Source organism: Paenibacillus sp. FW126-R14, from assembly GCF_058789495.1.
Genome location: NZ_JBYTBS010000032.1, coordinates 1 through 22,945, shown reverse-complemented (window position 1 = coordinate 22,945; position 22,945 = coordinate 1). Strand labels below are relative to the sequence as shown.

The window sequence follows — 22,945 nt, the reverse complement described above, 5'->3', positions numbered from 1 at the left end:
ATGACAAAGCAGAACCAACTCAAATTGGGAGCCATTATTCACGGGGTAGGCGGGAATGTTTCGGGCTGGAGACACCCGGATGCGATTACGGACGCCAGTGTGAATTTTGGATTTTATAAACAGCAAGCGCAGAAAGCCGAGTCCGGCAAATTTGATCTCGTGTTTATTGCGGACGGTCTCTTTATTACGGAGAAGTCGATTCCGCATTTCCTGAACCGATTCGAGCCGATCACCATTTTATCTGCTTTAGCAGCCGTCACCTCGCATATCGGCCTTGTCGGCACATTATCCACTTCGTACAGCGAGCCCTTCACCGTAGCAAGGCAGTTTGCCTCTATCGATACGATCAGCGACGGGCGCGCCGGCTGGAATGTCGTCACATCCCCGCTGGAAGGTTCGGCCAAAAATTATAGCAAAGACCAGCATCCGTCACATCCGGAGCGTTACCGGATTGCTAACGAATATTTGGAAGTTACGCGCGGGCTTTGGGATTCCTGGGAGGATGACGCGTTCGTCCGGGATAAAGAGAGTGGCGTTTTCTTCGATCCGGACAAAATGCATACGCTGAATCATAAAGGCGAACACTTCTCCGTTCAAGGTCCGCTCAATATCGCTCGTTCCAGACAGGGGCAGCCCGTTATTTTCCAAGCCGGGGCTTCCGAGGATGGCCGGGCCTTTGCAGCGAAGGTAGCCGATGCTATTTTTGCCGGGCATGAATCCATAGAAGATGCGCAAGCGTATTATGCGGATATCAAAAAGAGAGCCGCCGCGCTCGGACGCAACCCGGACGAGGTCGTCATTCTGCCGGGGATCGCGCCGATTATCGGCAGAACCGAAGAAGAAGCGGAACGCAAGTATCAAGAAGTTGCGAATCTCGTGACGATCGAGAAAGCGCTGGATTACCTCGGACGCTTCTTCGAGCATCATGATTTCTCGCAATACCCGCTGGATGAGCCGTTCCCGGAATTGGGCGATTTCGGCAGCAACAGCTTCCGTAGCGGAACGGATAAAATCAAGCAAAATGCCAAAGAGAAAAACTTGACGCTGCGTCAAGTAGCTCTGAGTGTAGCGACGCCACGCTCGGAATTTACCGGAACGCCGGAATATGTGGCCGACCGCGTTCAGAGCTGGTTCGAACAGAAGGCGGCGGACGGCTTCATCATTGCTGCTGCGCTACCGAAAGGCTTGGACGACTTCGTTGATCTTGTCGTGCCGATCCTGCAGGAGCGCGGCATCTACAGAACGGAATACGAAGCGGATACGCTCCGCGGCAATTTAGGCATACCGATTCCGGCTAACCGGTATACGAAGGTTGAAGTATAAGCGCTAAAACCCAAAAAGACTGCCAAACACTAGGCTCATGAGCCGTGTTTGGCAGTCTTTTGTTATTTTACGTCATAGCCCTTGGCGATGGAGGGCTCAATCCAGCGTTTCGCGGAGTGCTCCCGGCGCATAATGACCACGCGGTCCTTGTAGACGTCCACAATGAGGCTCTGGCTGACGCTTAACGTCTCCGGTTCGTTCTGCGCGTTCCATACCTCACGGATGGAGGCGCTGGAAGCGGCCAGAAACTTCAGCTGCTTGACTTGGTTGGTCGTCTCCAAGTTCCAGTGGGTATGGCCGCTGAACAGAATGACGTTGGGGTGCGCATCCAGCAGCGCCCGCAGCTCCTGGTGCTGGACGACGCCCAGCTCCCGGTCCGTGCCATCGAGCGTCATCGGCAGCGGCTGATGGAGGAACACAAACACGGGCTTGCCGGCATCCGCCGCGCCCGCGGCTGTCAAACGGTCGCGCAGCCAAGTGAGCTGCTCGGCCGAAAGGAACGCATCCTCTTTGTTGGATGCGTTCACGTCACGGTACGCTTCCCCGCTAAGGAAGAGGAAGCGGTAGCCCTCCACGATAAGCTCGTGGTACGGCTTATCGTAGCCCCACATGCGGTCGAATAACGCGACCGCTTGCTTGCTGGACCAGGCTGGATTCATCTTCGATGTATCCATGCCACCCTCCGGCGTGCGCCAGACGCCGTAGTAGTCGTGGTTGCCCATGGTCGCGTGCACAGGGGCATGAGGCTGGCGGCTGAGAAGCGCCAGCAGGCTGCGGTAGTCGCCCTCGCTGCCGCCGGTGAGATCGCCGTTGAGCACGAGCAGCTTGCTGTCCGGGCGCAGCTTGTGGTGGTCGGCCAGCGCGCGGCTGAGCAGCTGCTGGGACACTTGGTCCGTAGCGATGATATGCGTATCGCTAAGCACGGAGAAGGAGAACAGCGGCGTCTCTCGCGCTATTGGCTCCGCACCGTAGGCCGAAACCGGAGCAGATAAGAGCAGCAGGGCAACCAGGGTCAGACGTATTTTAGATAAAAGCATCAGTTGATTTACCTTTCGTAGGGGTAGTGAATGACAGTTTGTTATAGTGGTATTCCCAGTTCGGAGGGAATTTATGTTGGGGGAGTCCCCAAAATATGCTGTGCCTGTTGACAATTAGGTGGTTTGGTTGTATGGTTAATTACATGAGTAACTAACCAATGTGGTGGTGAGGAAATGGGTTTGACGATGGATGACAGCCGCCCGATTTTTGTACAGATCGCGGAACGTATCGAAGATGACATTATTGAAGCAAGAATGCCGGAGGAATCTCAGGTGCCTTCTACGAATCAGTTCGCAGCCTTTTATCAAATTAATCCGGCGACTGCGGCGAAGGGCGTTAATTTGTTGGTGGATCAAGGCATTTTGTATAAGAAACGCGGGATTGGCATGTTTGTAGCGGAGGGAGCGCGAACGAAGCTGATGGAGAAGAGAAAAGAACTATTTTATGAACAGTATGTTGTGGCGATGGTAAAAGAAGCTGAAAAGTTGGGGATTACTGTGGAGCAGCTAACGGAAATGGTGCGCAGAGGAGGGAAAGCGTGATGACCCACATTGTGGAGGTAAACGGACTGACGAAGTCTTATGGGAACGTAACCGCGGTAGATCATGTCAGCTTCAAGGTAGAAGCGAACAAAATCTATGGTTTGCTAGGCAGAAATGGCGCCGGAAAAACAACCATCATGCACATCCTCTCGGCCCAGCAGTTCGCTACTAGCGGCGAGTTGAAAGTGTTTGGGGAAGCCCCTTATGAGAACAGCCGTGTGCTGAATCAAATTTGCTTCATTAAGGAAAGTCAGAAATACCCCGAGGGCTTTCGGGTCGCGGATGTCATGGAAGTAGCCAAATCGCTATATCCGGACTGGGACGATGCGTATGCCGAAGCTTTAATGGAAGATTTTCGGCTGCCGCTGAAAAGAAAAGTCAAGAAGCTGTCCAGAGGCATGCTGTCCTCCGTTGGGATCGTAATTGGTTTGGCCAGCCGCGCGCCGCTTACGATATTTGATGAGCCGTATTTGGGCTTGGATGCCGTTGCCAGAGCGTTGTTTTATGACCGCTTGCTGGAGGATTATGCGGAGTACCCGCGAACGGTTATTCTTTCTACGCATCTGATCGATGAAGTAAGCCGCTTGCTGGAGCATGTAATGGTCATTGATAACGGCAAGCTGATTCTTAATGAAGATGCAGATGCACTTCGCGGCCGCGCCTGTACGGTGTCGGGTTTGGCGACTGCGGTGGATGCTTTCTCGCGGGGCAAGGAAGTGCTCGAACGCCAGTCCATTGGGGCCGCTTCAACGGCTACGATCCTTGGTGCCTTAAGCGATCGAGACAGGAAAGAGGCCGAGTCGCTTGGCTTGGAATTTGCACCCGTATCGCTGCAGCAGCTTATTGTGCATCTGACTCGCACGCCACTTGCAGGAAAGGGGATTGAGCAGGCATGAATCGAGTAAGCAACGTCATGAAGCTTCATATGAGGAATAAATTTTCATGGTTCACAATGCCTTGGGTGATTCTTGGCTTGAACTTCGTCATCAGCTTTATTATTGCGCTGTCTTTGAATAGCGATGAGACCATGAATACGGGAGGGCTTGTCTCGATATTTATTTATACGTTGGTCACAGGCTCGGTAACGGTGAAGGACACATTTCCCTTTGCTTTGGGACTCAGCATCCGTAGAAGGGATTACTTCTTAGGAACAGCGGCAACGTCATTTTTATACAGTATCTGTACGGCGGCACTGCTCATGATTCTGGCATTTACCGAAGAGGCCACCGGCGGGTGGGGAGTTCGCCTGCATATTTTCAAAATCGCTTTTCTGGGAGACGTTTCTCCGATCGTGCTTTTTGGCATCTATTTGATTTTCCTGCTGCATATGTACTTTCTGGGGTTTGCCATATCCAGCATTCACAGACGCTTTGGCGCTATAGGGCTGCTAATCTTCTTCGTCATCACGTTTTTGACAGGTACTGGAGGGTCCTTGCTGTTATCCCAATTTGGGCTGTGGGCACATCTTTTCCTGTGGATCGGCCATCATTATTTGGAGCTGTTTTGGTGGATGGTGCCTTTGGTTGGGGTTTATTTACTGGCTTCGTATGGCCTGCTGCGCAGGTCGGCCGCCTAAACGGCGCAATCGGACCGACTTAAGGTGGGTAATGGTGATGGGGAAGGGGAACTACAGGGTTTTATTTTAGAAAAAGGGGCTGATTGCATGGTCCAGAGGGAACTGCAGGGTCTTATTTCCCAAAAATGCCCGCATCTGGGCTGGAAAAGGCGGAATAGGGGATCGTAGTTCCCTCTCACACGCCAAATCGTCGCTCCAAAGGAAAATAGCGGAGCATAGTTCCCACTCGTACAAGATTCGTATAGCTTGCAAAATGAAGAGGCGCTCTTAAGTCTGAAAAGACCTAAGAGATCGCCTCTTTTTGCGTTGGAAGTACCGGGCAGCCCGCCTGTTACGGCGCTTTTCAAGGTCTGAACAGAGGTCGTAGCTGCGCCCCGACTAAGGTCTAGGATGAAATACCGTCCACGGTCCGTTTTGGAAAGGCTCCATTTTACCTAAAATAAAGACATGAACAAGAGCACAGCACATAACGAAAGGCGGTGACGAAATCATGAAAAGAAATACAGGCTTAGCCGCTCTGCTTATCGCATTCGGCGCACTGATTCTGCTTAACAAGCTGGGACTCCACTTCGGACCTTTTATCGGCTCCTTGATGGGATACCTGATTCCGATTGGAATGGTCGGTCTAGGTTATATCGGCATTCAGAACGGGAATAAATTCGGTTGGATTATTGCCGGGATTGGCGGTATCATTCTGGTCGGCAAACTGGCCGGTTGGATCATTATTCTTCTGGCGATTGGATTGATTGGTTACGGGGTTTCGATGTTGACAAGAAGAACCGTGTAAATAGGAATAGAAAAACAGAGAGTGAAAAAGGTGGTATGAGAGATGAGCCTATTGAGGCGTATGAGAGACATTACCGTAGCATCCCTGAATGAGCATTTGGAACGGTCGGAAGATCCGGTTCGATTGATTGACCAATACTTAGCTGCGCAGCGCGAACAGCTTCAGCAATCCGAGAGGTTGTATCAGCAATGCGTCACCCACGCCGCGTCGCTCCGGCAGCAATATTTGACGGCGCTTGAAACCAAAGAGAAGCGCGAGCAGCAAGCGCTCCTGGCTCTGAAAGCCGGCGAAGAACATATGGCACGGATTGTGCTTCAAGAGAAGCTGCAAGCCGAGGAGAAAAGCGAGCAATATCGCGAGCTGTATGAGCAAGCTAAGCAATCCATCCTGGAATTGGATGAAGAGCTGCAGCAGCTCAAAGCTGATTACAAAGAAGTGGCAGACAAACGCAGCTACTATCTGGCCCGAATGGAATCCGCCCGCTTGCAGCAAAGATTGCATGCTCGCAGCAGCGTGTCGCAGGATGCGTCACCACGGATGTTCGGCCGCTTGGAAGAGCGCGTATCCGATATGGAGCTTCATGCAAGAACGCTCCGAGATGTAAGGCGTATGGGCCGCGAAAGCTACTACGGTGGGGGTAACCCGGCTGTAGATGCTGAGTTGGAGGCTCTGCGAAATAGGCTGAATCAGGAGGGAACAAACAATCATGAGCAAACTTTACCGCTCACGAAGAGATAAAAAAGTTACCGGTCTTTGCGGCGGACTCGCCGAGGCTATGAATGTAGATGCAACGCTTCTGCGGTTGTTAGTAGTGATCACGACATTTTTCACGGGAGGCACGGTCATTTTCATTTACTTTATCGCGGCAATCGTGATCCCGAAAGAACCTGGCTATGACCAGCCGCCATATGATCCTTATGCTGGCTCCTATACTCGCCCACCGTACAATGGCGGTGGTTGGAATGGGAATGCGTACAAACCGCACAATAATCAAGTTCCGCCGCAGCATGCAGGCTATAACGCACAGTATGAGGCAAGCAAGACCAACAACATCGATGAGATGATGAAAGATATTGAGAAGAAAGCTTTGCAAAGAGAAGTGGAAGAACTTCGAGCCAAAGTCGCTCGTTTCGAACAACAACCAATTGATATTAAAAAAGGAGACGTGTAAACCATGGGAGTATTTACAAGAATGAAGGATATGACAAAAGCATCAATTCACGAGGTATTGGATAAAATCGAGGATCCGATCGTTATGCTGAATCAATATCTGCGCGATATGGAGCAAGAAATTGCGCAGGCGGAAGTAACCGTAGCCAGGCAAATTGCGAGCGAACGTAAATTAAAGCAGCGCCTTGAGGAATCCGTTCGTTTAGTAGCTGACCGTGAAGCGAAAGCTTCCGCGGCCATTAAAAACGGTCAAGAAGCCATCGCTCGCCAAGCGGTCGAAGAAAAATTGTACCACGAAGACAAAATTGCCGAATACACCGATTTGTATGCTTCCGCCAAAGCGCATGCAGATGAATTGACGCAGCAGCTTCATGAAATGAAAGATGAGTTCTACAAAATGCGCAACAAACGCAACGAGCTTGTATCCCGCGCTCAGTTGGCCAAAGCGAAAAAACAAATGGCGCAAGTTTCCTATAACGGCGTGATTGAGAGCGGCAGCGCATCCCGCGGCTTCCAACGTATGGAAGAAAAAATCATCCAAATGGAAGTTGAAGCGGAAATCGCCCGCAAGCCTTATGTATCTGCAGGAACAGTAAGCAGCTACACGCCTGTTGATGTTGCGAAGCAAGCGAAGGTCGATGAGCAGATGAACCTGCTGAGAGAGAAACTAAACGGTAACACGGCTGAGTAAGCGGCCGAAAACGAAGGGACTGTCCCAAGGTAGATTTTCTACCTGGGAGGTCTCTTTTTTTGTGCGGATTCATGGAGAGGAATTGGAGGGGGTGACGAAAATGCCGGAAATGTGTAGGGACGGTAGGAGCTGATTCTGCGGATTTCCCGGGAAATATTGGATTTAATGTCGAATGCGAGGGAAGCCATACTAAAAAAGCTCAGGATTTGCATGAGGAGGGGGAGCTTGGATGGGGGTTCAGATACGCAGATCAGGTGTTTATGTAATGGCGTTAATGATGAGCGCTAACTTAGTTGGGTGTTCGACTGCTCAAATTCGTACGGAGCAAGCCAAGCAGGCTCCAAGTCAGTTGTCAGGAGTAACGGCAAGCATTGATTCTGGCGGAAGCCCGACACCGACACCGACATCGCCACCGAGTCCGGCAGCGGTAGGGGAAGTGGAGCACTTGGATACAGCCATTGTGGAGACGAGGCATTTTTACACAGGACCTCCACACGCATCTCCTCCTGCCGGGGATAAGATCGCCTATTTGACCTTCGATGACGGGCCGTCTGCGAGTACGAGGAAGATTCTACATATTTTAAAAACCTTTGGAGCAACTGCGACCTTCTTCGTCATAGGCACTGAAACGACCGAAGGGAAGTCGCTTTACAGAGAAATCGCTGCGGGTGGCCATGCACTTGGGAATCATACGTTCTCGCATGACTATAACCGTATATATAAATCCCCTGAAGCTTTCTTGAAGGATGTACACAAGCTGGATCGGCTACTGGAGGAGACGGTTGGGTACCGGCCTGATATTTTACGGTTTCCGGGTGGTTCAAACAATCATTTGAGCCGGAAGTCCGGCGGCAGGGGCGTCATGAGCAGGGTGGCGGCTGCGGTGAGAGAGGAGGGTTACCAGTATTTTGACTGGAACGTCAGCTCGACGGATGCAGCGGCTCCTGTACAGGATAGAGACATGATTATCGACTCCGTGCTCAGCGCAAGCAAAGGGAAAAAGCGCGTCATAGTACTTATGCACGATAACACGTACAAGACGACCACAGTAGAAGCGCTGCCCGTTGTACTCCGTAAGCTGAAAGCTGCCGGATTCCGCTTTGACAAACTGCAGAAAACTTCGTTCACGTTTCAGTTTCTGGAGCCGTAACTGTTGCACATCTCTTCCCCTCTCGTTACGATGGAAGTAATTGAGAGAGAGGAGCTGGCGTTCGTGGTGCCTGATGTGTTGCAGATTGGACCTCTTCAGCTTCAAGGGAGACTAGTAGCTTTGCTGCTTGCTTGTGCTTTGGGCTTATGGCTTATACGAAGGGCAGCGCGGCTTTCGGGGAGTCTGAAGCATGGTCGAGGGCGGGAGCAGGAGCAGGAGCATGCCGGGTCTTCGGCTCAAACGCTGGAAGATCAAGCCATGGCCAAATCAATCGACGATATTGTGTTTGGCGGGGCTATCATCGCAATCCTCGCTTGGAAGTTTGGCGTTATTTTCACGCAGCCCTCATTGCTTTGGACAAGTCCGCTGAAATTGCTGATGGTCGTTGGCTCCAGCACAGAAATAGCGCTAGGTCTCCTGCTGGCTTGTGGGTATATGTATATTCAAATACGGAAGCTGCGTATTCCGCTGTACTTTTTCCTGGATATTTTCATGATTGGCCTGACTGCCGCTGTGTTCCTCTATTGTGCGCTGGTCCCGGCATACGGACTGCCTACTGCATGGCCATGGGGGATAGGCGTCAAAGGTACCGTGTCCCGTTTTCATCCTTATCACGCATATGTTTCGCTGCTGCTTGTGCCGCTGCTTATTTGGCAGATTGGGTATGAGGGTCGTCGGACGAGTTTCGGGAGTGGATTCCTCCTGAAATACTCGCTGATTTACGGAGGCGTGGCAGGGATGCTGGCTAGTTTTTTTGCGGCTGCTAAACCGGGTTTGCTTTATTTAAGCATGGCACAGCTCATCTTCCTTTTCATGCTCGTGGTTGGAATGCTCCTCCCTGCTTTGGCACATAATACTGGCAGAAGGGAGCTGAGTGCAATGAGTCAAAACGATTCCAAGACCCAAATCCAGCAAGAACAGCAAAACCAAGAACGCGAGAAAGCAGCATCCTCCTCAGCCGCAGGTAAAGAGGGCTTTGTGGACAAAAAACTGGACGGACCCAACCGGCCATCGACATGAGTCAAGACCCGAAGAAGTCAGCTAAATCCGCACAGGACCCAAGCAATCTCGATCCGTTCGAGATCGATTTCCTCCCGCAGTTTGAGCAGGGGCGCGGTCCGCGAGAAGCGTTCGTGAACGAGCACGGCGTCGTCATCGGCGATCATGAGTATGAATCCGACAACTCCCCGCTTGAGCAGTGGACGGCAGAGACCGATCCCGAAGTTATGGCCGGAGATGAGTGGGTTCATCCGTATAAGGACATTGGCTTCCAAACCGCAGAGAACCGCGATTATTTCGAAAAAGGCATTTTGCCGCAAAGCGGGATTTTTACACATCCGGATAAAGATGTTTCTTTTGAGCCGGGAGAGTCTTCTAGTACGAAGAAGAAGGATGAGGCGGAAGCTTAACAGCTTTCGCTTTATTTCTATTTGTGTTGCAGGCGGCTATAAGCACTTTGCATTCATCGCTATCGGATGTATAATATAAGTTGTAACGATTACGTTTTGAGAGTAACTATTAAATCCTAAGGGGTGGCACATATGGCAATGTCTTTTGATTCCTACATGAAAGATATGGTTAAACCGATGAGGGAAGATTTGACTCGTCTGGGAATTACGGAGCTTCTGACTCCAGAGCAAGTGGATGAGGCGATTGAGAAGTCCAAAGACGGCACGATGCTGCTCGTTATCAATTCCGTTTGCGGATGCGCAGCAGGTCAATGTCGTCCAGGTGTGGCAAAAGCACTTCAAAACGATACGCTGCCAACATACACATACACCGTGTTCGCAGGTCAAGAGAAGGATGCAACAGCGAAGGCGCGTGAATATTTGGCACCATACCCGCCATCATCCCCATCTATCGCGTTGTTCAAAAACGGTGAGCTGGCTCACTTCATCCAACGTCATCAAATTGAAGACCGTTCCGCCGATATGATCGCAGGCGACTTGATCGGTGCTTTCAATCAATATTGCAAATAATGAACGTCTAAGGGTTTGACTCGCTATTGCAGCTGATGCATGGCGGGTCTTTTCCTTTTTTAAGAGGCGGAAAAATGTGATTATTCTTTGAAATTTCAAGGTTGAAAGTCTATACTAGATTTCAAAGAATGTTGGTTTCACACTATAGAAAAGGTGGAGAGAGGCATGAGTTTGCAAGCAGAAATTATCGCAAAGCTCGGCGTTAAGCCGGAAATTGATATTGATGAAGAAATCCGCAAACGGGTGGATTTTCTGAAAAATTATGTGCTTGGCGCAAAAGCAAACGGCCTGCTGATCGCAATCAGCGGCGGAATCGACAGCGCCGTAGCGACAGGCTTGTGCAAGCAAGCAACGGACGAGCTGACAGCGGAAAAGGGCACCGAATATAAAACGGTCGGCGTGTTTCAACCATACGGTCAGCAAGTAGATATCGAAGATAGCTACGCGGTGGCCAAAGCATTCGATTTGAAATATCAAATCGAGAACAACATTGAAGAGGCCGTCGACGAAATCGCGATTGAAGTCGAGTACGGGCTCAAGCATATCGGCGTTCACCAGCATGTCAGCCGCGGCGGCAAAGGCAACATCAAAGCGCGGACGCGGATGGTGATGCAGTATGCTCTTGCGTTTGAGCTGGGCCTGATCGTTGTGGGAACAGACCATGCCTCCGAAGCGATTACCGGATTTTTCACCAAATATGGCGACGGTGCCGTCGACATCACGCCGCTGAGCACGCTGAACAAGCGTCAAGTACGCGCCCTGGCAGCGAAGCTTGGCGTTCCGCAAAGCGTGCTGGATAAGGCACCGACAGCCGGGCTTTGGGACGGCCAGACGGACGAGAATGAGCTAGGCATTACATACGGCGATAATAGCGACTACCTGGAAGGCAAGCAAATCGATCCGGCTGTCCAAGAGAAGCTGGAGAAACAGTATCTCAAAACGGAGCATAAACGCATTCCGATTCCGGGCATTTAAGCCTGCAATAAGTAACCCCCAGCCTTTTGAGGTTGGGGGTTTAGTGCTTGCGGGCGTGAGAAAAATGCGGAGCTGGAGCATGCATATTTGGATGATACGGTACGGTCCGATTAACTGGAGGAACTCCCGTTAATCGGACCCGCGCAGAGGGATTTCTCCACTTAGCTGGAAAATCTCCCGCTAATTCAGTGGGGAGTTGCTGATTGAGTCTAAAGGCTAGATAATAGTAGGAGAAATTCCAGTTAATTGGACGGATGGCGATTATTTAACGACATTAACAGGAGAAATTCCATCTAATTGGCGGGTTCGGGTGGGGGAGGCGTGTGTGCAGTTGTAGGCGTGACACAGATGTGGATGCAGGTATAGAGGTAGAGGTAAGTGTGGGCGTAAGTGCAGGTGTAAGCGTAAGATGAAGGTGTAGATGTAGACGTAGGCGTGGTGTGGATGCAGACGTAAATGCAGATGTAAGTGTGTGTAGGTGCAGGTATAGAAGCGGGTATAGAAGTAAGTGTGGTGTAGGCGTAGTGCATTGACGTAGGCGTGGCGTGGATGTAGAAGTAAATGCGGATGTAAATGCAGGTGCAGGTATAGAAGCCGGTATAGAAGTAAGTGTGGCGTAGGCGTAGATATGGAATTTATATGCAGGCGTAGTGTATGTGTAGGAGTAGATATAACTGATGTGCAGTCGCAGACATAAGCACAAAAAAAGCTGAGGACACAAATCCTCAGCTTATATCAACCTATGGAACGCGAACGCCGCGCGAGCTTTCAAGCAGCGTGTACCACTCTTCACGCGTCATGTTTTCAGAGGCGCGAAGCGCATCTTGGCAAGCTAGGACGCGCTCAGGCGAGGAAGTGCCAATGACCGGCTGGATGCGGGCCGGGTGCTTCATTAACCAGCCGAGGACGATGGCTTCCGGCGTCGTTTCTTTTTGCGCAGCCAGTTTCTGGACGAGGGCTGCTGTCTGCTTGATGTTCTCCGGCTCGTCTTCGATTGCTCTGCCGGAGAATTTGCCTTTGGCCAGAGGGCCCCAAGCTTGAAGCTGAATATCCGCCATCTGGCAGTGCTCCAGGATGCCATCCGCGAAGTTGACGCTTACGCCGGCTTTTTGATTGACCAGGATACCTTGTTCAATCCAGTCGAGGCGAGCAAGACTCAGTTCCAGTTGATTCACCACGAGTGGTTCAGGCAGGGAATTTTGAATGAAACGCATTTGTGCAGCAGTCATATTGGAGACGCCGAAGTGACGCACTTTGCCGGCAGAACGCAATAGATTGAAGGCTTCAGCGATCTCTTCCGGTTCCATAAGCGGATCGGGACGGTGAAGCAGCAGCACATCCAGATGCTCCACGCCCAAGCGGCTAAGAATGCCATCGACCGCAGGAATGATGTGGCTTTTGCTAAAATCAAAACGCTGTGGATGCACATCGTCCTGAAAGCGGATCCCCACTTTGGATTGCAGAATGATTTGATCGCGAAGATCAGGTCTTTTCTTCAGGATTTCGCCAAAAACCGTTTCGGATTTCCCTTTTTTATAAATATCGGCATGATCGAACATGGTAATGCCAATGGAAAGCGCAGCTTCCACAGCTTTCTCGGCAACGATGTAATCTTCTTTGGTTAAAGGTGCCGACGTCCAATCTCCGCCAAGTCCCATACATCCAAAAACAATTCGGCTATTCGATATTCCACGCTTTTCAAGTGGCATGATTCTCATTCGTGTTGGCCTCCCAGCTTTTAGTCTATGTCCAGTATACGCCTAGTTCATGTCCGGCAGAAGAACTGAAAATAGTGTTACTTACTTACCTGGAAGTAAGGGAGCCCCTTAATGAATTCTTGACCGCGGGGAATGAATCGTGTACAGTGTACGCAAAAAGCTGGAAGAAAAAGTGGTGATGACGAGCGATGATTATTGGTGTCGGTACGGATCTTGTTGAAATTGCGCGGCTGCGTAAAACGCTGGAAGGATCTGCGGGCGAAAGGTTTCTGGAGCGGATTTTGACGCCTCAGGAGAGAGAGCTTGCGCAAAGAAAGCGCGGGCGGCTGGCGGAGTTTGCATCCGGGCGCTTTGCGGCGAAGGAAGCGATTGTTAAAGCGATCGGCTGCGGCATCGGCAAGCAGATTGGCTTTCAGGATGTGGAGGTGCTGCCGGATGAACGGGGCAAACCGGAGGGCCGGGTGCGCGAGGAGGCGCTGCAGCGGGCAGGCCTAATAGGCAGCCACCGAATCCATATCTCTATTACGCATACGGAATCGATGGCTGCCGCCTATGCGATTGTGGAGCAGCTCTAGGGCTACTATTTCTTGGAGCTGAGCCAGTCGCTCAGCAGTCCGATTTCTTCTTCGGACAGCTTACTGCTGTAAACGGGCATGCCGCCTCCGCCGTTTTTGATCTGGTTCGCAATTTGCTCTTTGGTCATCTTGCTGCCGACCTTTTGCAAATTCGTCTTGGCGCCGACTTTGCCGGACAGATCCACGCCGTGGCAGCTGATGCACTTGTTCGCGGTGAAGAGCTCCTGCGCCTTCACGAACGCAGGGTTGCTCTCGCTTGCTGCGGTAGCGGCCGGAGCCTTCGGGGTGGCTTCGCCATCGGAGGCTCCTCCGCACGCGGCTAGCGCGAGCACCATCGGCGCAACGAGGAGTGCGCCCGCTATTCGCCGCCATGCTGTGCGCAGCATGGCTTTTTGGTTTTGCCTCATAGCGATCCTCCTATTCATCCTGCCGTCCCCAAACGCGAAGCATGTACCCGCTCACGATAAGGCTAATGCCGCCCATCCCCTCGAGAATGACAGCTGAGTAGCCCAAGTACCAAACGCCCATCAAAGCTGACAAGGCGAACAGCCACAGACCCAGATAGATCAAAGGCCTGCCGAGCAGCAGCCCGATCTGCACGAAACCGATCGCGAGTATGAACGCCCGCAGCACAGGGGTGAATAAAGGTCCGATCGCGCCTATAGCTTCGAGCAAAGCGACAGCGGCGATGAGCATCACGCCCGGCAGCAGCAGCAGGGCCGGATGACCCCAGCCGCTTAGGTCCGTCAGGCCTTTGCCTTCCCCGTCGGCGCGGAAATCCTTGCGCAGACTCCACAGCTGAACCAAGCTGGCCACGACAGCGGTAAGGAGTGCGGCTTGCTTCAGCCAATCCAGATCGCGCCAGTATATGGCGATATCCACAAGCGCGCTGAATATCCACTCCGCGCCCCAAATGAATAGTAAGGGCAGGAGAGCGCGGGCCTCACCAATCCATATTTTCCTTTTATTCATCAAATCTTTATGCTTGTTCGTGTTTTGCATACATTCACCTCTAGTTTTATGTTCCGCAATTCTCGTATAATGGAATCATGTCCATTCATTCATTATAACTGGAACGCGCCCCATAGAGAAGGAGAGCTCATGTACAGTCAAGAACAAATGCTTTATTTTTCCAAAAATTTGCTGGATTGGTATCATACGCACAAACGGGATTTACCATGGCGAAGAAGTAAAAACCCTTACTATATATGGATTTCCGAAGTCATGCTGCAGCAAACCCGCGTGGATACGGTAATTCCTTATTTCCACCGATTCATCGACCAATTCCCGACCGTCGAAGCTCTGGCTACTGCTCCAGAGGAGAATGTTCTGAAAGCTTGGGAGGGACTCGGCTATTATTCGCGGGCCAGAAATCTGCAAACGGCCGTGCGGGAAGTTCACGAGCGTTATGGCGGCATCGTTCCCCAGACGAAAGAAGAGATTTCGTCGTTGAAAGGCGTTGGCCCCTATACGTCCGGAGCGGTTCTCAGCATCGCCTACAATAAACCGGAGCCGGCAGTTGACGGCAATGTCATGCGGGTGTTGTCGCGTTATTTTCTCATTGAAGAAGATATTATGAAGCCCGCCACCCGGACCCGGATGGAAAAGCTGGCGCGCGAGCTCATTCTGGAAGGAACGGCAAGCGATTTTAATCAAGCGCTGATGGAGCTTGGAGCCATGGTGTGTACGCCCCGGTCGCCGCACTGTTTGACGTGCCCGGTCATGGCGCATTGCGCTGCCCGCGAAGCCGGGATGGAAGAAGCCCTGCCCATCAAAAAGAAAGCCAAACCGCCGCGTCCGGAACTGCGGGCAGTGGCTTTGATCGAAGGCACGGGTGAGAATGAGGGCAAATGGTTAATCAGACAGCGTCCGCAGGAAGGCTTGTTGGCCCGTATGTGGGAGCTGCCGCATGTGGCCTGGGAGCCTGAGGGTTGGCTGTCCGATGAGGAGAATAAGGCCGGCTTGCGCAAAGCGCTTGCAGACCAAGAGCAAATCGTGATTCAGCCTGGCGACTGGTTGATGGATACTGAGCATATTTTCAGCCATATTGTATGGAAAATGAAAGTGTATCGCGCTAAGATGAACAGCGTGAGCCACCCATCAGGCGGGGGAGAATGGATCCCGTTCCATTATCGCTGGGTAGGCCCGGACGAGCTGTCGCAGTACGCTTTTCCGAATGTATTTATCCGGATTATGAAAGGCTTTATCGAATCTCGGCCTTAATGGCCTCGACATTTCTTAATGTGATTAACTTTTTATCAATTTGTATGAGGGCGTCGTCCTGCAGCTCCTGCAGCACCTTGGTAACGGACTCGCGTACGGTGCCAACCATATTGGCCAACTGCTGATGCGTGAGTTTCACATCGATCAGAAGACCGTCCGGCGTGGGAATGCCGTGCTGCTCGGACAGGCGGATGATCGTTTTTATTATCCGTGAGCGTACGCCCAGAAATGTCAGATCGTAGATCTGATCGTTGGCTAAGCGCAGCCGCCCCATTGTTGTTTCCAAGAGCTTCAGGCACAGCCTGGGGCTCTTTTCCAAATATTGAACGAAGGATGAGCGTTTCAAAGCATAGAGCGTGCAAGCTTCCAATGTCTCGGCGGTTGCCGACCGGGTGAGACCGGCGTTAATCAGGGACATCTCGCCAAAGAAATCCCCATCCCGAAACAAAGCCAGAATGATCTCCTTGGCTTCGTCCAACCGATATATTTTGACTACACCTGATTTAATAAGGAATAACTCCTCGCCTGCGTCGCCTTCCAAGAAAAGAATGCTGCCCTTCTTCACTTTTTTTTCTACAAATAAAGGAGCAATGCCTAATAAATCAGTTTCTGATAGTTCTTGAAAAAGAGGAACGTTTTGAAGTAAGGGAATGATTGTTTTCACCTGGTTCTCATCTCATTTCAGGATAATATTGGTTACTATTATCGTACTACTTTCCCGATAGACCGTAAACCATTTCCATCTTCATCTGCACAGTTTCCTCAAAATAAAAGGGCTGCCCCCAAGTAGATTCAATCTACTTTAAGGACAGCCTCTTGTATGCCTGGCTTATTTCGCAGCGTCGTAACGCTTGCCAACTTCAGCCCAGTTCACAACGTTCCAGAACGCTGCGATGTAGTCAGGGCGTTTGTTTTGGTAGTTCAGGTAGTAAGCGTGCTCCCAAACATCAAGACCAAGGATTGGCGTTTCGCCTTCCATGATCGGGCTGTCTTGGTTAGGCAAGCTGTATACTTTCAAGTTGCCAGCTTTGTCAACAGCCAGGAAAGCCCAGCCGGAACCAAAGCGTGTTGTTGCTGCTGCAGCGAAGTCTGCTTTGAATTTGTCAAAGCCGCCAAGCTCGCTCTCGATAGCTGCTGCAAGCGCGCCAGTAGGTGCTCCGCCAGCGTTTGGTCCGATAACTTCCCAGAACAAGGAGTGGTTCGCATGTCCGCCGCCATTGTTGCGAACAGCCGTGCGAATATCTTCAGGAAGGCTGTTAAGATCAGCGATCAGGTCGTTTAGGGATTTATCGTGCAGAGCAGGATGTTTGTCCAGAGCTGCATTCAAGTTAGTCACATAAGCGTTATGGTGACGGTCGTGGTGAATTTCCATCGTTTTTGCATCGATGTGCGGCTCAAGTGCATCGTTCGCATAAGGAAGAGCTGGTAGTTGATGTGCCATTGTATAAATACCTCCTAAAATTATGTAGATTCAACTTCTTCATTATGAAGGAATTTCGATAATAAAGCAACATCTATGTTTACTAAGTCAGACGCCGCGACGTTCGATTTCCTGAATGATTTGGCTGTGGATATGGTTGCCCTGCTCATTGAGCCAGGGGGATAAATCGCTCATTTGCCTGTGGTTATAGCGGAGTTCGATCTCCGTCCATTCACTTGGCTTGATCGTGCTCAGCTCTTGGAAATCACGAATTCTTCGTGGGTATTGTGAATCGATTTCCTCGTAGTTTGACATGGTTTCACCTCGCATTCCTTCTATACCATCCGAAAAATTACCACTTTTTATGCATGGAATTTCGAAATCGGAAAAAGGGCCATCCTGATGCAGCAGAATGACCCTGATAAACTTTACGTTTCAACGTACCGTCGGAAGACAAACCTCTATGACAGTACCTTCGTTCTCTTTACTGAATACGCTTACGGTCCCGTTGTGGTTTTCAATAATTTTCTTGCTGACCATAAATCCAAGGCCCGTTCCTTTTTCCTTCGTCGTATAGAAAGGTTGCCCGAGCTTCGTCACAATATCCTCAGGAATGCCGCAACCGTGATCGATGAAACACAGCAGCAATCTGTTGTCGCTCAGCATTTTAACTTGAATGTTAAGAATTCCGCCTAGCGGCATAGCCTCTATCGCATTTTTAATGTAATTGATGCACACTTGTTTCAACTGGTTCTGGTCGCACAGAATAGGGGAAAGATCAGGCTCACATTCCGTGATGATTTCAACATTGTTCAAAATCGCCTGAGATTCCAGCAGCGTAGTTACTTGCGCCAAAATATTTCGAATGTCCTCGCGATCGGAATGGACCATTTGCGGCTTGGCCAGAATCAGCAGCTCGTTCAGAATCATTTCGATGCGTTCGATTTCCGACGACATGATTTCATAATACAGTTTTTTATCGGAAACTCCCGATTTAATGAGCTGAATGAAGCCTTTAATCGCTGTGATCGGATTACGGATTTCATGCGCAATGCCCGCAGCAAGTTGACCGGCAACAGTCAGTTTCTCCGAATTTATCAACAGTTGCTCTGCCTGCTTCTTCTCCGTGATATCGTGGCAGGTGCCGGCTATGCCGATGATCTTGCCTGTTGTGTCATGAATAGGGGACAGCGTCGTGCTCACATCGACCAACGTTCCATCTTTACGCAGTCTAATCGTTTCGAAGCCGGTCACCGAAAGCCCGGATAGGACCTGATCGTGAAGCTCCCTCGTTTGGTCGGCCAGATCAGCGGGTGTAATAGGCAGCGGCTGGTGAATGATTTCTTCGGATTTCCACTGAAAAAGCTTCTCGAAGGCGGCATTAGCTTCCAGCACCTTTTCGTCACGGTCAATAACCCATATGGCGTCTCCATTGTTTTTGATGAAGGATTCGAGTCTTTCTTTGGTTGCCCACAACTCGTCTTCGGCTTGTTTGCGCTTCGTAATATCTCTGCCGACGGCTACTATTTTTATGATGCCGCCTTCTTCGTTGCGAATCAGATTGACGGTTGTCTCCAGCCAGACGTAGTGGCCTTGTTTATGCCGGACCCGGCACATGAACATATCGTTATCCGAATTATCAAGGATACACCGCTGTTCCACGGCAATCAAATCATCCGGATGCCATAATTCAATCATTTTCTTGCCGATGAGTTCCTCTACTTCATAGCCAAGCAAATTCCGAACGGCGGGCGAAATATGACGGGTTACGCCTTCCGGCGACGCTATCGTAATGATGTCCAGCGCGTTATCCGAAATAATCCGGTACAGCTCTTGGATTTCATCTAAATTGGTCATCATATTTAAACGGTATTGAAGATTTTTTTCATGGAAAAAATGTTCTTTCTCCCGCAATTCGGCTTCGGCATACTTCTGAATAGTTATATCCACAATTTGATAAATAAGGAACGAAGAGTGACTTGCCTCATCATGGAACAAAGAAACAACCTGTTTGGACCATACGATGTGCCCGCCTTTATGAAAACACCTTTTTTCTATTTGATAGGAATCGCGTTTGTGCGCAAGCAGTTCGGTCATGAAGTGCAGTTCGAGCCCAAGATCCTCCGGATGAGTGATCTCCTGAAAGGCGATTGTGTATAGTTCCGACTCCGAATATCCGAAGATCGAACAGATGGCCGGATTCGCTTTGAGAAAGCGTCCGTCCGCTGCCGTAATAACCATCCCAATCGGAGCGTGCATAAAAGTTTGTATAAATAAAGATTCATTCAACAGTCTCTGGTTTAAGATCATTGCCAAAACTACCTCCCGGTGAGGGGCTTTACTTAAGCTTTAAGATACCCATTGACATGTTTCTATTAAGATCGTACCTATTCCTGCCTAGGCAAAATAATATTTAGGTACAGAGAGCTATTTTAGAGGCAGAGAGCTCTGAGCAAAAGACCGTTCTTTACAATATATCTGCCAGATTATACAATTGTCGAAAATTCAATTGTGTACGGAGCTGCCCGAAATGTTAAATAAGATTAGAAGATTCCGCTTAAGTCCGCCTCAAGTTTTGGCTCTTGGGTTTATTTTGATGATCGTGGCGGGCTCACTCCTGCTGTCGCTGCCCATCTCCGTCTCAGGCGAAGGCAAGATGACATGGATCGACGCCCTGTTTATGGCGACCTCCGCCACCTGCGTAACCGGACTCTCTGTGATCAATACAGGCGCGCATTTATCCACGTTTGGGGAAATTGTACTCATTCTGCTTGTCCAAATCGGCGGCCTTGGCTTTATGACTATGTCCACGCTTATTGCTTTAGTCTTGCGCAGACGGATCTCTTTTCAGGAGCGCCTGATTCTGCAGGAAGCGATGAACCATGAGTCTACGGAAGGGATCGTCCGGCTTGTCCGCAAAGTGCTCATCTATGCGCTTTACATAGAATTGGCGGGGGCGGTGCTATTTTCCATCCGTTGGTCGTTTGAGCTGCCGATCGGTCAGGCTGTGTACTTTGGCATCTTTCACAGCATCTCTATTTTCAACAATGCCGGATTCGATTTGTTCGGTGGATTCGCTGACCGGCCGGGCTCTCTGATGCATTATGTCGAGGATCCGTTCGTGAACATTGTCTCCATGCTGCTGGTCATTCTCGGCGGGATCGGATTTATCGTAATCTCCGACTTGCTGACCTATCCCAAAAATAAAAAACTAACGCTGCACAGTAAAGTCGTGCTCAGCGCGTCCGCGGCATTAATTTTCGTTGGCGCACTGGTCATTCTGATATTCGAATTCACCAACACGCATACGCTGCAGCCGCTCTCGCCCATGGGCAAGCTGCTCAGTTCTTTGCTGCAGTCGGTGTCCTCCCGTTCAGCGGGCATCAATACCATCGATATTCCTGAGATGCGGCAGGCAACACAGTTTTTTATCATTATCCTGATGTTTATCGGCGCTTCGCCCGGTTCTTCCGGCGGAGGCATCAAGGTGACGACATTCGTCATTCTCGTCGGCGCGGTTCTTGCCATGATGCGGGGCAATGAAGAAATCGTGCTGTTCCGTCGGCGCATTTCAAAAGATCGCATTTATAAGGCGATTACCTTTACGCTGCTGTCCTTCTCTTTAATTGTCATCTCGACCATCATCCTCACCATAACGGAGAGATTCACGTTCCTTGGCGTTTTGTTTGAGGTCACCTCGGCCTATGCGACCGCGGGGATGTCGTTAGGATTAACGTCGCAGTTGACGGAATTCGGCAAAGTGTTTCTGGCCATTCTCATGTTCGTTGGACGGCTTGGACCTGTCACGCTTGCTTACATTTTGATTCCGCTGCCGGAGAAAGAGCGTTACCGTCACCCGGAAGGTAAAATTATGATTGGATAAGCAGATTGAAAACGACTCTCGGAGCAATTACAGAGTGCATATGCAAAAGGAAGGGGTTGTACCAAAAGTTTATTTTGGGACAACCTCTATTTGTGCATTCTGATCCATAATTTCTACTATCGGTCTAAAGATGATAAAATAAGCTTATCGGAAGATGAGCTATCGGGAGATTTTGAGAAAATATGGTTACAAGTGTAATTATGAAGCAGCAGGGGGAGAGCACATGGAATTTTCTTGGAAGCGAAATCTGGTTACATTATGGATCGGCGTTTTTTTCTGCGGGATGGCCTACACCATATCCGTTCCCTTTTTGCCGATTTTCCTGCACACGGAACTCGGGATTGATAAAGGGCTTGAAGCTTGGTCGGGCATTACGTTCGGCATCACCTTTTTAGCCAGCGCTTTAATAGCCCCTTACTGGGGATCGCTCGCTGACAAATATGGCCGCAAACCGATGCTCATCCGTTCGGGGTTCAGTTTAAGCGTACTTTATTTCGCCACCTTTTTCGTTCATGATCCTTATCTTTTCCTGATTGTGCGAATATTGCAGGGGCTTCTTGCCGGCTTCGTTCCCGCCGCGATTGCGCTGGTCGCTACGAACACGCCTGAGAAAGAGGTCGGGTATGCTCTTGGCGTCATGTCGACGGCAGGCGCGGCCGGAAGCGTGATAGGTCCGTTGGTCGGCGGCTTTGTCAGCCATTGGGTAGGCAACAGAGAGTCTTTCCTCGTATCCGGCTGCGTGGTACTCGTTGCGGCTTTCATTGGGCTGTTCGGGGCCAAGGAGAAAAACTTCAATCGCTCGGCTGAGCGGTCCAGTGTCCTGGATGATTTGAAGCTGGCTGCGCACAACAGACCATTTCTGATCATCCTCGGCGTTACCATGCTGGTTGCGACCTCCGTCATGATCGTCGAGCCGCTGCTTACCATCTATGTGCTGCAAATGGGAGGCAGCCAAAGCTCCGCGTCCTTGAGCTCGGGCATCATTTTCTCAGCAGTCGGCGTAGCGACCGTCATTGCGGCGCCTCGATGGGGCAAGCTCGGACAGAAACTCAGCTACTCCAAAACGCTGTTCATCGGACTTCTGGGCGGTGGCATCGGCAATCTGCTGCAGCTAGGCACCCATCATTTGTTGGCTTTCGGTATTTTGAGGTTCAGCTACGGGCTGTTCTTTGCCGCCGTCTATCCGGCGCTGAACGCATTAATTGTGAAGTTTACGGATTCCGGATTCCGGGGCAGGGCCTTTAGCTTGAATCAATCGGCTACGCAGTTGGGAACGATGGTCGGGCCGATTATCGGCGGCTTCTTGGGCGGTTGGCTCGGGATTCCGCTCGTTTTTGCCATCAATGGTCTGGCGCTCATCGGTGTGGCGTTCTTCTACAAATATCGGGGGCCTAAACAGGCTGTCTCACAGTCCGGTGTGGTTTAGCTGCTGGCTGGGGGGGCTTAGATAGACTAGGCCCGCCCGCGAAGCCAGCGGTCTTGGCGGAGCAGGAGGAGCCGAGCAACACCTTTGGGGGAGCAAGGGGAACTACAGGACGTTATTTTGCCGAAAATAGCCCGTTGAGCAGTTGAAAGGGAACTAGGGTCCGCTATTTCGGCATTGTAGACGGCAATTGGGTGACTAGTGTGAAATAAAGTCCTGTAGTTCCCCTTCGAACTCAGATATTCTGTTTTTTGACTAAATAGGGGAATGTAGTTCCCTCGGTCGGGGCTAAAGTGTGCTCTTCCAGGGTTCAGTAGGCGGATTAAGCGAACTGAGCTAAAGCTAGTGAGACTCACCTGATGCACCAATTCAAGCCCATCAAGCTAGTCAGACAAACCAAACCCACCAAACCCACCAAACCCGCCAAACCCACCAAACCCACCAGACCCACCAGACCCACCAGACCCACCAA

General features: G+C 50.6%; 25 protein-coding genes. 17 read left to right on the top strand and 8 right to left on the bottom strand.

Annotated features, from left to right (window positions below):
• On the top strand, positions 1-1,323 hold the full coding sequence (locus AC3WRW_RS19555; protein ID WP_492547978.1) for an LLM class flavin-dependent oxidoreductase: 1,323 nt from the start codon (positions 1-3) through the stop codon (positions 1,321-1,323).
• 62 nt (positions 1,324-1,385) lie between these two features.
• Here AC3WRW_RS19555 and AC3WRW_RS19550 read toward each other — a convergent pair whose 3' ends face one another.
• Entirely contained in the window at positions 1,386-2,360 is a 975-nt protein-coding gene (locus AC3WRW_RS19550) for a metallophosphoesterase family protein (RefSeq protein ID WP_492547977.1), read from the bottom strand.
• 174 nt (positions 2,361-2,534) lie between these two features.
• Here AC3WRW_RS19550 and AC3WRW_RS19545 point away from each other — a divergent pair, with 174 nt between their 5' ends.
• The 12 genes from AC3WRW_RS19545 (at position 2,535) to nadE (ending at position 11,231) form a co-directional block, all read left to right on the top strand.
• A complete protein-coding gene (locus tag AC3WRW_RS19545) occupies positions 2,535-2,903 on the top strand; it encodes a GntR family transcriptional regulator (RefSeq protein WP_492547976.1) in 369 nt (122 codons plus the stop codon).
• On the top strand, positions 2,903-3,799 hold the full coding sequence (locus tag AC3WRW_RS19540; protein ID WP_492547975.1) for an ABC transporter ATP-binding protein: 897 nt from the start codon (positions 2,903-2,905) through the stop codon (positions 3,797-3,799). The genes AC3WRW_RS19545 and AC3WRW_RS19540 overlap by 1 nt, the downstream gene beginning before the upstream one ends.
• Positions 3,796-4,479 carry a hypothetical protein gene (locus AC3WRW_RS19535; protein WP_492547974.1) on the top strand — a complete coding sequence of 228 codons (684 nt, stop codon included), beginning with the start codon at positions 3,796-3,798 and terminating at the stop codon, positions 4,477-4,479. Before AC3WRW_RS19540 ends, AC3WRW_RS19535 begins: the two co-directional genes overlap by 4 nt.
• Before the next feature lie 490 nt (positions 4,480-4,969).
• Positions 4,970-5,266: a LiaF transmembrane domain-containing protein gene (locus AC3WRW_RS19530; RefSeq protein ID WP_492547973.1), complete on the top strand. Its 297-nt coding sequence runs from the start codon at positions 4,970-4,972 to the stop codon at positions 5,264-5,266.
• A 42-nt stretch (positions 5,267-5,308) separates the two neighbouring features.
• The gene (locus AC3WRW_RS19525) at positions 5,309-6,004 is read left to right on the top strand and encodes a PspA/IM30 family protein (RefSeq protein WP_171685699.1); all 696 of its coding nucleotides are present in this window, start codon (positions 5,309-5,311) and stop codon (positions 6,002-6,004) included.
• Positions 5,973-6,437: a PspC domain-containing protein gene (locus AC3WRW_RS19520; protein ID WP_492547972.1), complete on the top strand. Its 465-nt coding sequence runs from the start codon at positions 5,973-5,975 to the stop codon at positions 6,435-6,437. Before AC3WRW_RS19525 ends, AC3WRW_RS19520 begins: the two co-directional genes overlap by 32 nt.
• 3 nt (positions 6,438-6,440) lie before the next feature.
• The gene (locus AC3WRW_RS19515; protein ID WP_492547971.1) at positions 6,441-7,127 is read left to right on the top strand and encodes a PspA/IM30 family protein; all 687 of its coding nucleotides are present in this window, start codon (positions 6,441-6,443) and stop codon (positions 7,125-7,127) included.
• Positions 7,128-7,356: 229 nt separating this feature from the next.
• A complete protein-coding gene (locus AC3WRW_RS19510) occupies positions 7,357-8,277 on the top strand; it encodes a polysaccharide deacetylase family protein (protein ID WP_492547970.1) in 921 nt (306 codons plus the stop codon).
• 30 nt (positions 8,278-8,307) lie between these two features.
• Positions 8,308-9,297: a hypothetical protein gene (locus AC3WRW_RS19505; RefSeq protein ID WP_492547969.1), complete on the top strand. Its 990-nt coding sequence runs from the start codon at positions 8,308-8,310 to the stop codon at positions 9,295-9,297.
• The gene (locus AC3WRW_RS19500) at positions 9,294-9,686 is read left to right on the top strand and encodes a DUF3905 domain-containing protein (RefSeq protein ID WP_492547968.1); all 393 of its coding nucleotides are present in this window, start codon (positions 9,294-9,296) and stop codon (positions 9,684-9,686) included. The genes AC3WRW_RS19505 and AC3WRW_RS19500 overlap by 4 nt, the downstream gene beginning before the upstream one ends.
• 132 nt (positions 9,687-9,818) lie before the next feature.
• On the top strand, positions 9,819-10,256 hold the full coding sequence (locus tag AC3WRW_RS19495; RefSeq protein WP_171685694.1) for a BrxA/BrxB family bacilliredoxin: 438 nt from the start codon (positions 9,819-9,821) through the stop codon (positions 10,254-10,256).
• A 165-nt stretch (positions 10,257-10,421) separates the two neighbouring features.
• Entirely contained in the window at positions 10,422-11,231 is an 810-nt protein-coding gene (gene nadE / locus AC3WRW_RS19490) for an NAD(+) synthase (protein WP_127455021.1), read from the top strand.
• A 740-nt stretch (positions 11,232-11,971) separates the two neighbouring features.
• Here the strand turns inward: nadE and AC3WRW_RS19485 are convergent.
• Positions 11,972-12,949 carry an aldo/keto reductase gene (locus AC3WRW_RS19485; RefSeq protein WP_492547967.1) on the bottom strand — a complete coding sequence of 326 codons (978 nt, stop codon included), beginning with the start codon at positions 12,947-12,949 and terminating at the stop codon, positions 11,972-11,974.
• Between the two features lie 188 nt (positions 12,950-13,137).
• Between AC3WRW_RS19485 and acpS the strand changes: the two genes are divergently transcribed.
• On the top strand, positions 13,138-13,524 hold the full coding sequence (gene acpS, locus AC3WRW_RS19480) for a holo-ACP synthase (RefSeq protein WP_492547966.1): 387 nt from the start codon (positions 13,138-13,140) through the stop codon (positions 13,522-13,524).
• A gap of 5 nt (positions 13,525-13,529) precedes the next feature.
• Here acpS and AC3WRW_RS19475 read toward each other — a convergent pair whose 3' ends face one another.
• Positions 13,530-13,931 (bottom strand): c-type cytochrome, encoded by a 402-nt coding sequence (locus AC3WRW_RS19475; RefSeq protein ID WP_492547965.1) that lies wholly within the window; start codon positions 13,929-13,931, stop codon positions 13,530-13,532.
• A 10-nt stretch (positions 13,932-13,941) separates the two neighbouring features.
• Complete coding sequence (locus AC3WRW_RS19470; protein ID WP_492547964.1) at positions 13,942-14,526, bottom strand: hypothetical protein; 585 nt, start codon at positions 14,524-14,526, stop codon at positions 13,942-13,944.
• 99 nt (positions 14,527-14,625) lie between these two features.
• Between AC3WRW_RS19470 and mutY the strand changes: the two genes are divergently transcribed.
• On the top strand, positions 14,626-15,747 hold the full coding sequence (gene mutY, locus AC3WRW_RS19465; protein ID WP_492547963.1) for an A/G-specific adenine glycosylase: 1,122 nt from the start codon (positions 14,626-14,628) through the stop codon (positions 15,745-15,747).
• Here the strand turns inward: mutY and AC3WRW_RS19460 are convergent.
• The 4 genes from AC3WRW_RS19460 to AC3WRW_RS19445 all read right to left on the bottom strand — a co-directional run bounded on the left by AC3WRW_RS19460 (position 15,728) and on the right by AC3WRW_RS19445 (position 19,477).
• The gene (locus AC3WRW_RS19460; protein ID WP_492547962.1) at positions 15,728-16,411 is read right to left on the bottom strand and encodes a Crp/Fnr family transcriptional regulator; all 684 of its coding nucleotides are present in this window, start codon (positions 16,409-16,411) and stop codon (positions 15,728-15,730) included. The genes mutY and AC3WRW_RS19460 overlap by 20 nt on opposite strands.
• A gap of 165 nt (positions 16,412-16,576) precedes the next feature.
• Positions 16,577-17,188, bottom strand: coding sequence for a superoxide dismutase (locus tag AC3WRW_RS19455; RefSeq protein ID WP_171685687.1), 612 nt, complete (start codon positions 17,186-17,188; stop codon positions 16,577-16,579).
• An 87-nt stretch (positions 17,189-17,275) separates the two neighbouring features.
• Positions 17,276-17,482 carry a mother cell protein YfhS gene (gene yfhS / locus AC3WRW_RS19450; RefSeq protein ID WP_492547961.1) on the bottom strand — a complete coding sequence of 69 codons (207 nt, stop codon included), beginning with the start codon at positions 17,480-17,482 and terminating at the stop codon, positions 17,276-17,278.
• 120 nt (positions 17,483-17,602) lie between these two features.
• Positions 17,603-19,477, bottom strand: coding sequence for a PAS domain S-box protein (locus AC3WRW_RS19445; RefSeq protein ID WP_492547960.1), 1,875 nt, complete (start codon positions 19,475-19,477; stop codon positions 17,603-17,605).
• Between the two features lie 220 nt (positions 19,478-19,697).
• On the opposite strand from AC3WRW_RS19445, the gene AC3WRW_RS19440 reads away from it, so the two are divergent.
• Positions 19,698-21,050: a TrkH family potassium uptake protein gene (locus AC3WRW_RS19440; RefSeq protein WP_492547959.1), complete on the top strand. Its 1,353-nt coding sequence runs from the start codon at positions 19,698-19,700 to the stop codon at positions 21,048-21,050.
• A gap of 223 nt (positions 21,051-21,273) precedes the next feature.
• Positions 21,274-22,476, top strand: coding sequence for an MFS transporter (locus AC3WRW_RS19435; protein ID WP_492547958.1), 1,203 nt, complete (start codon positions 21,274-21,276; stop codon positions 22,474-22,476).
• The last annotated feature ends 469 nt before the right edge of the window (positions 22,477-22,945 follow it).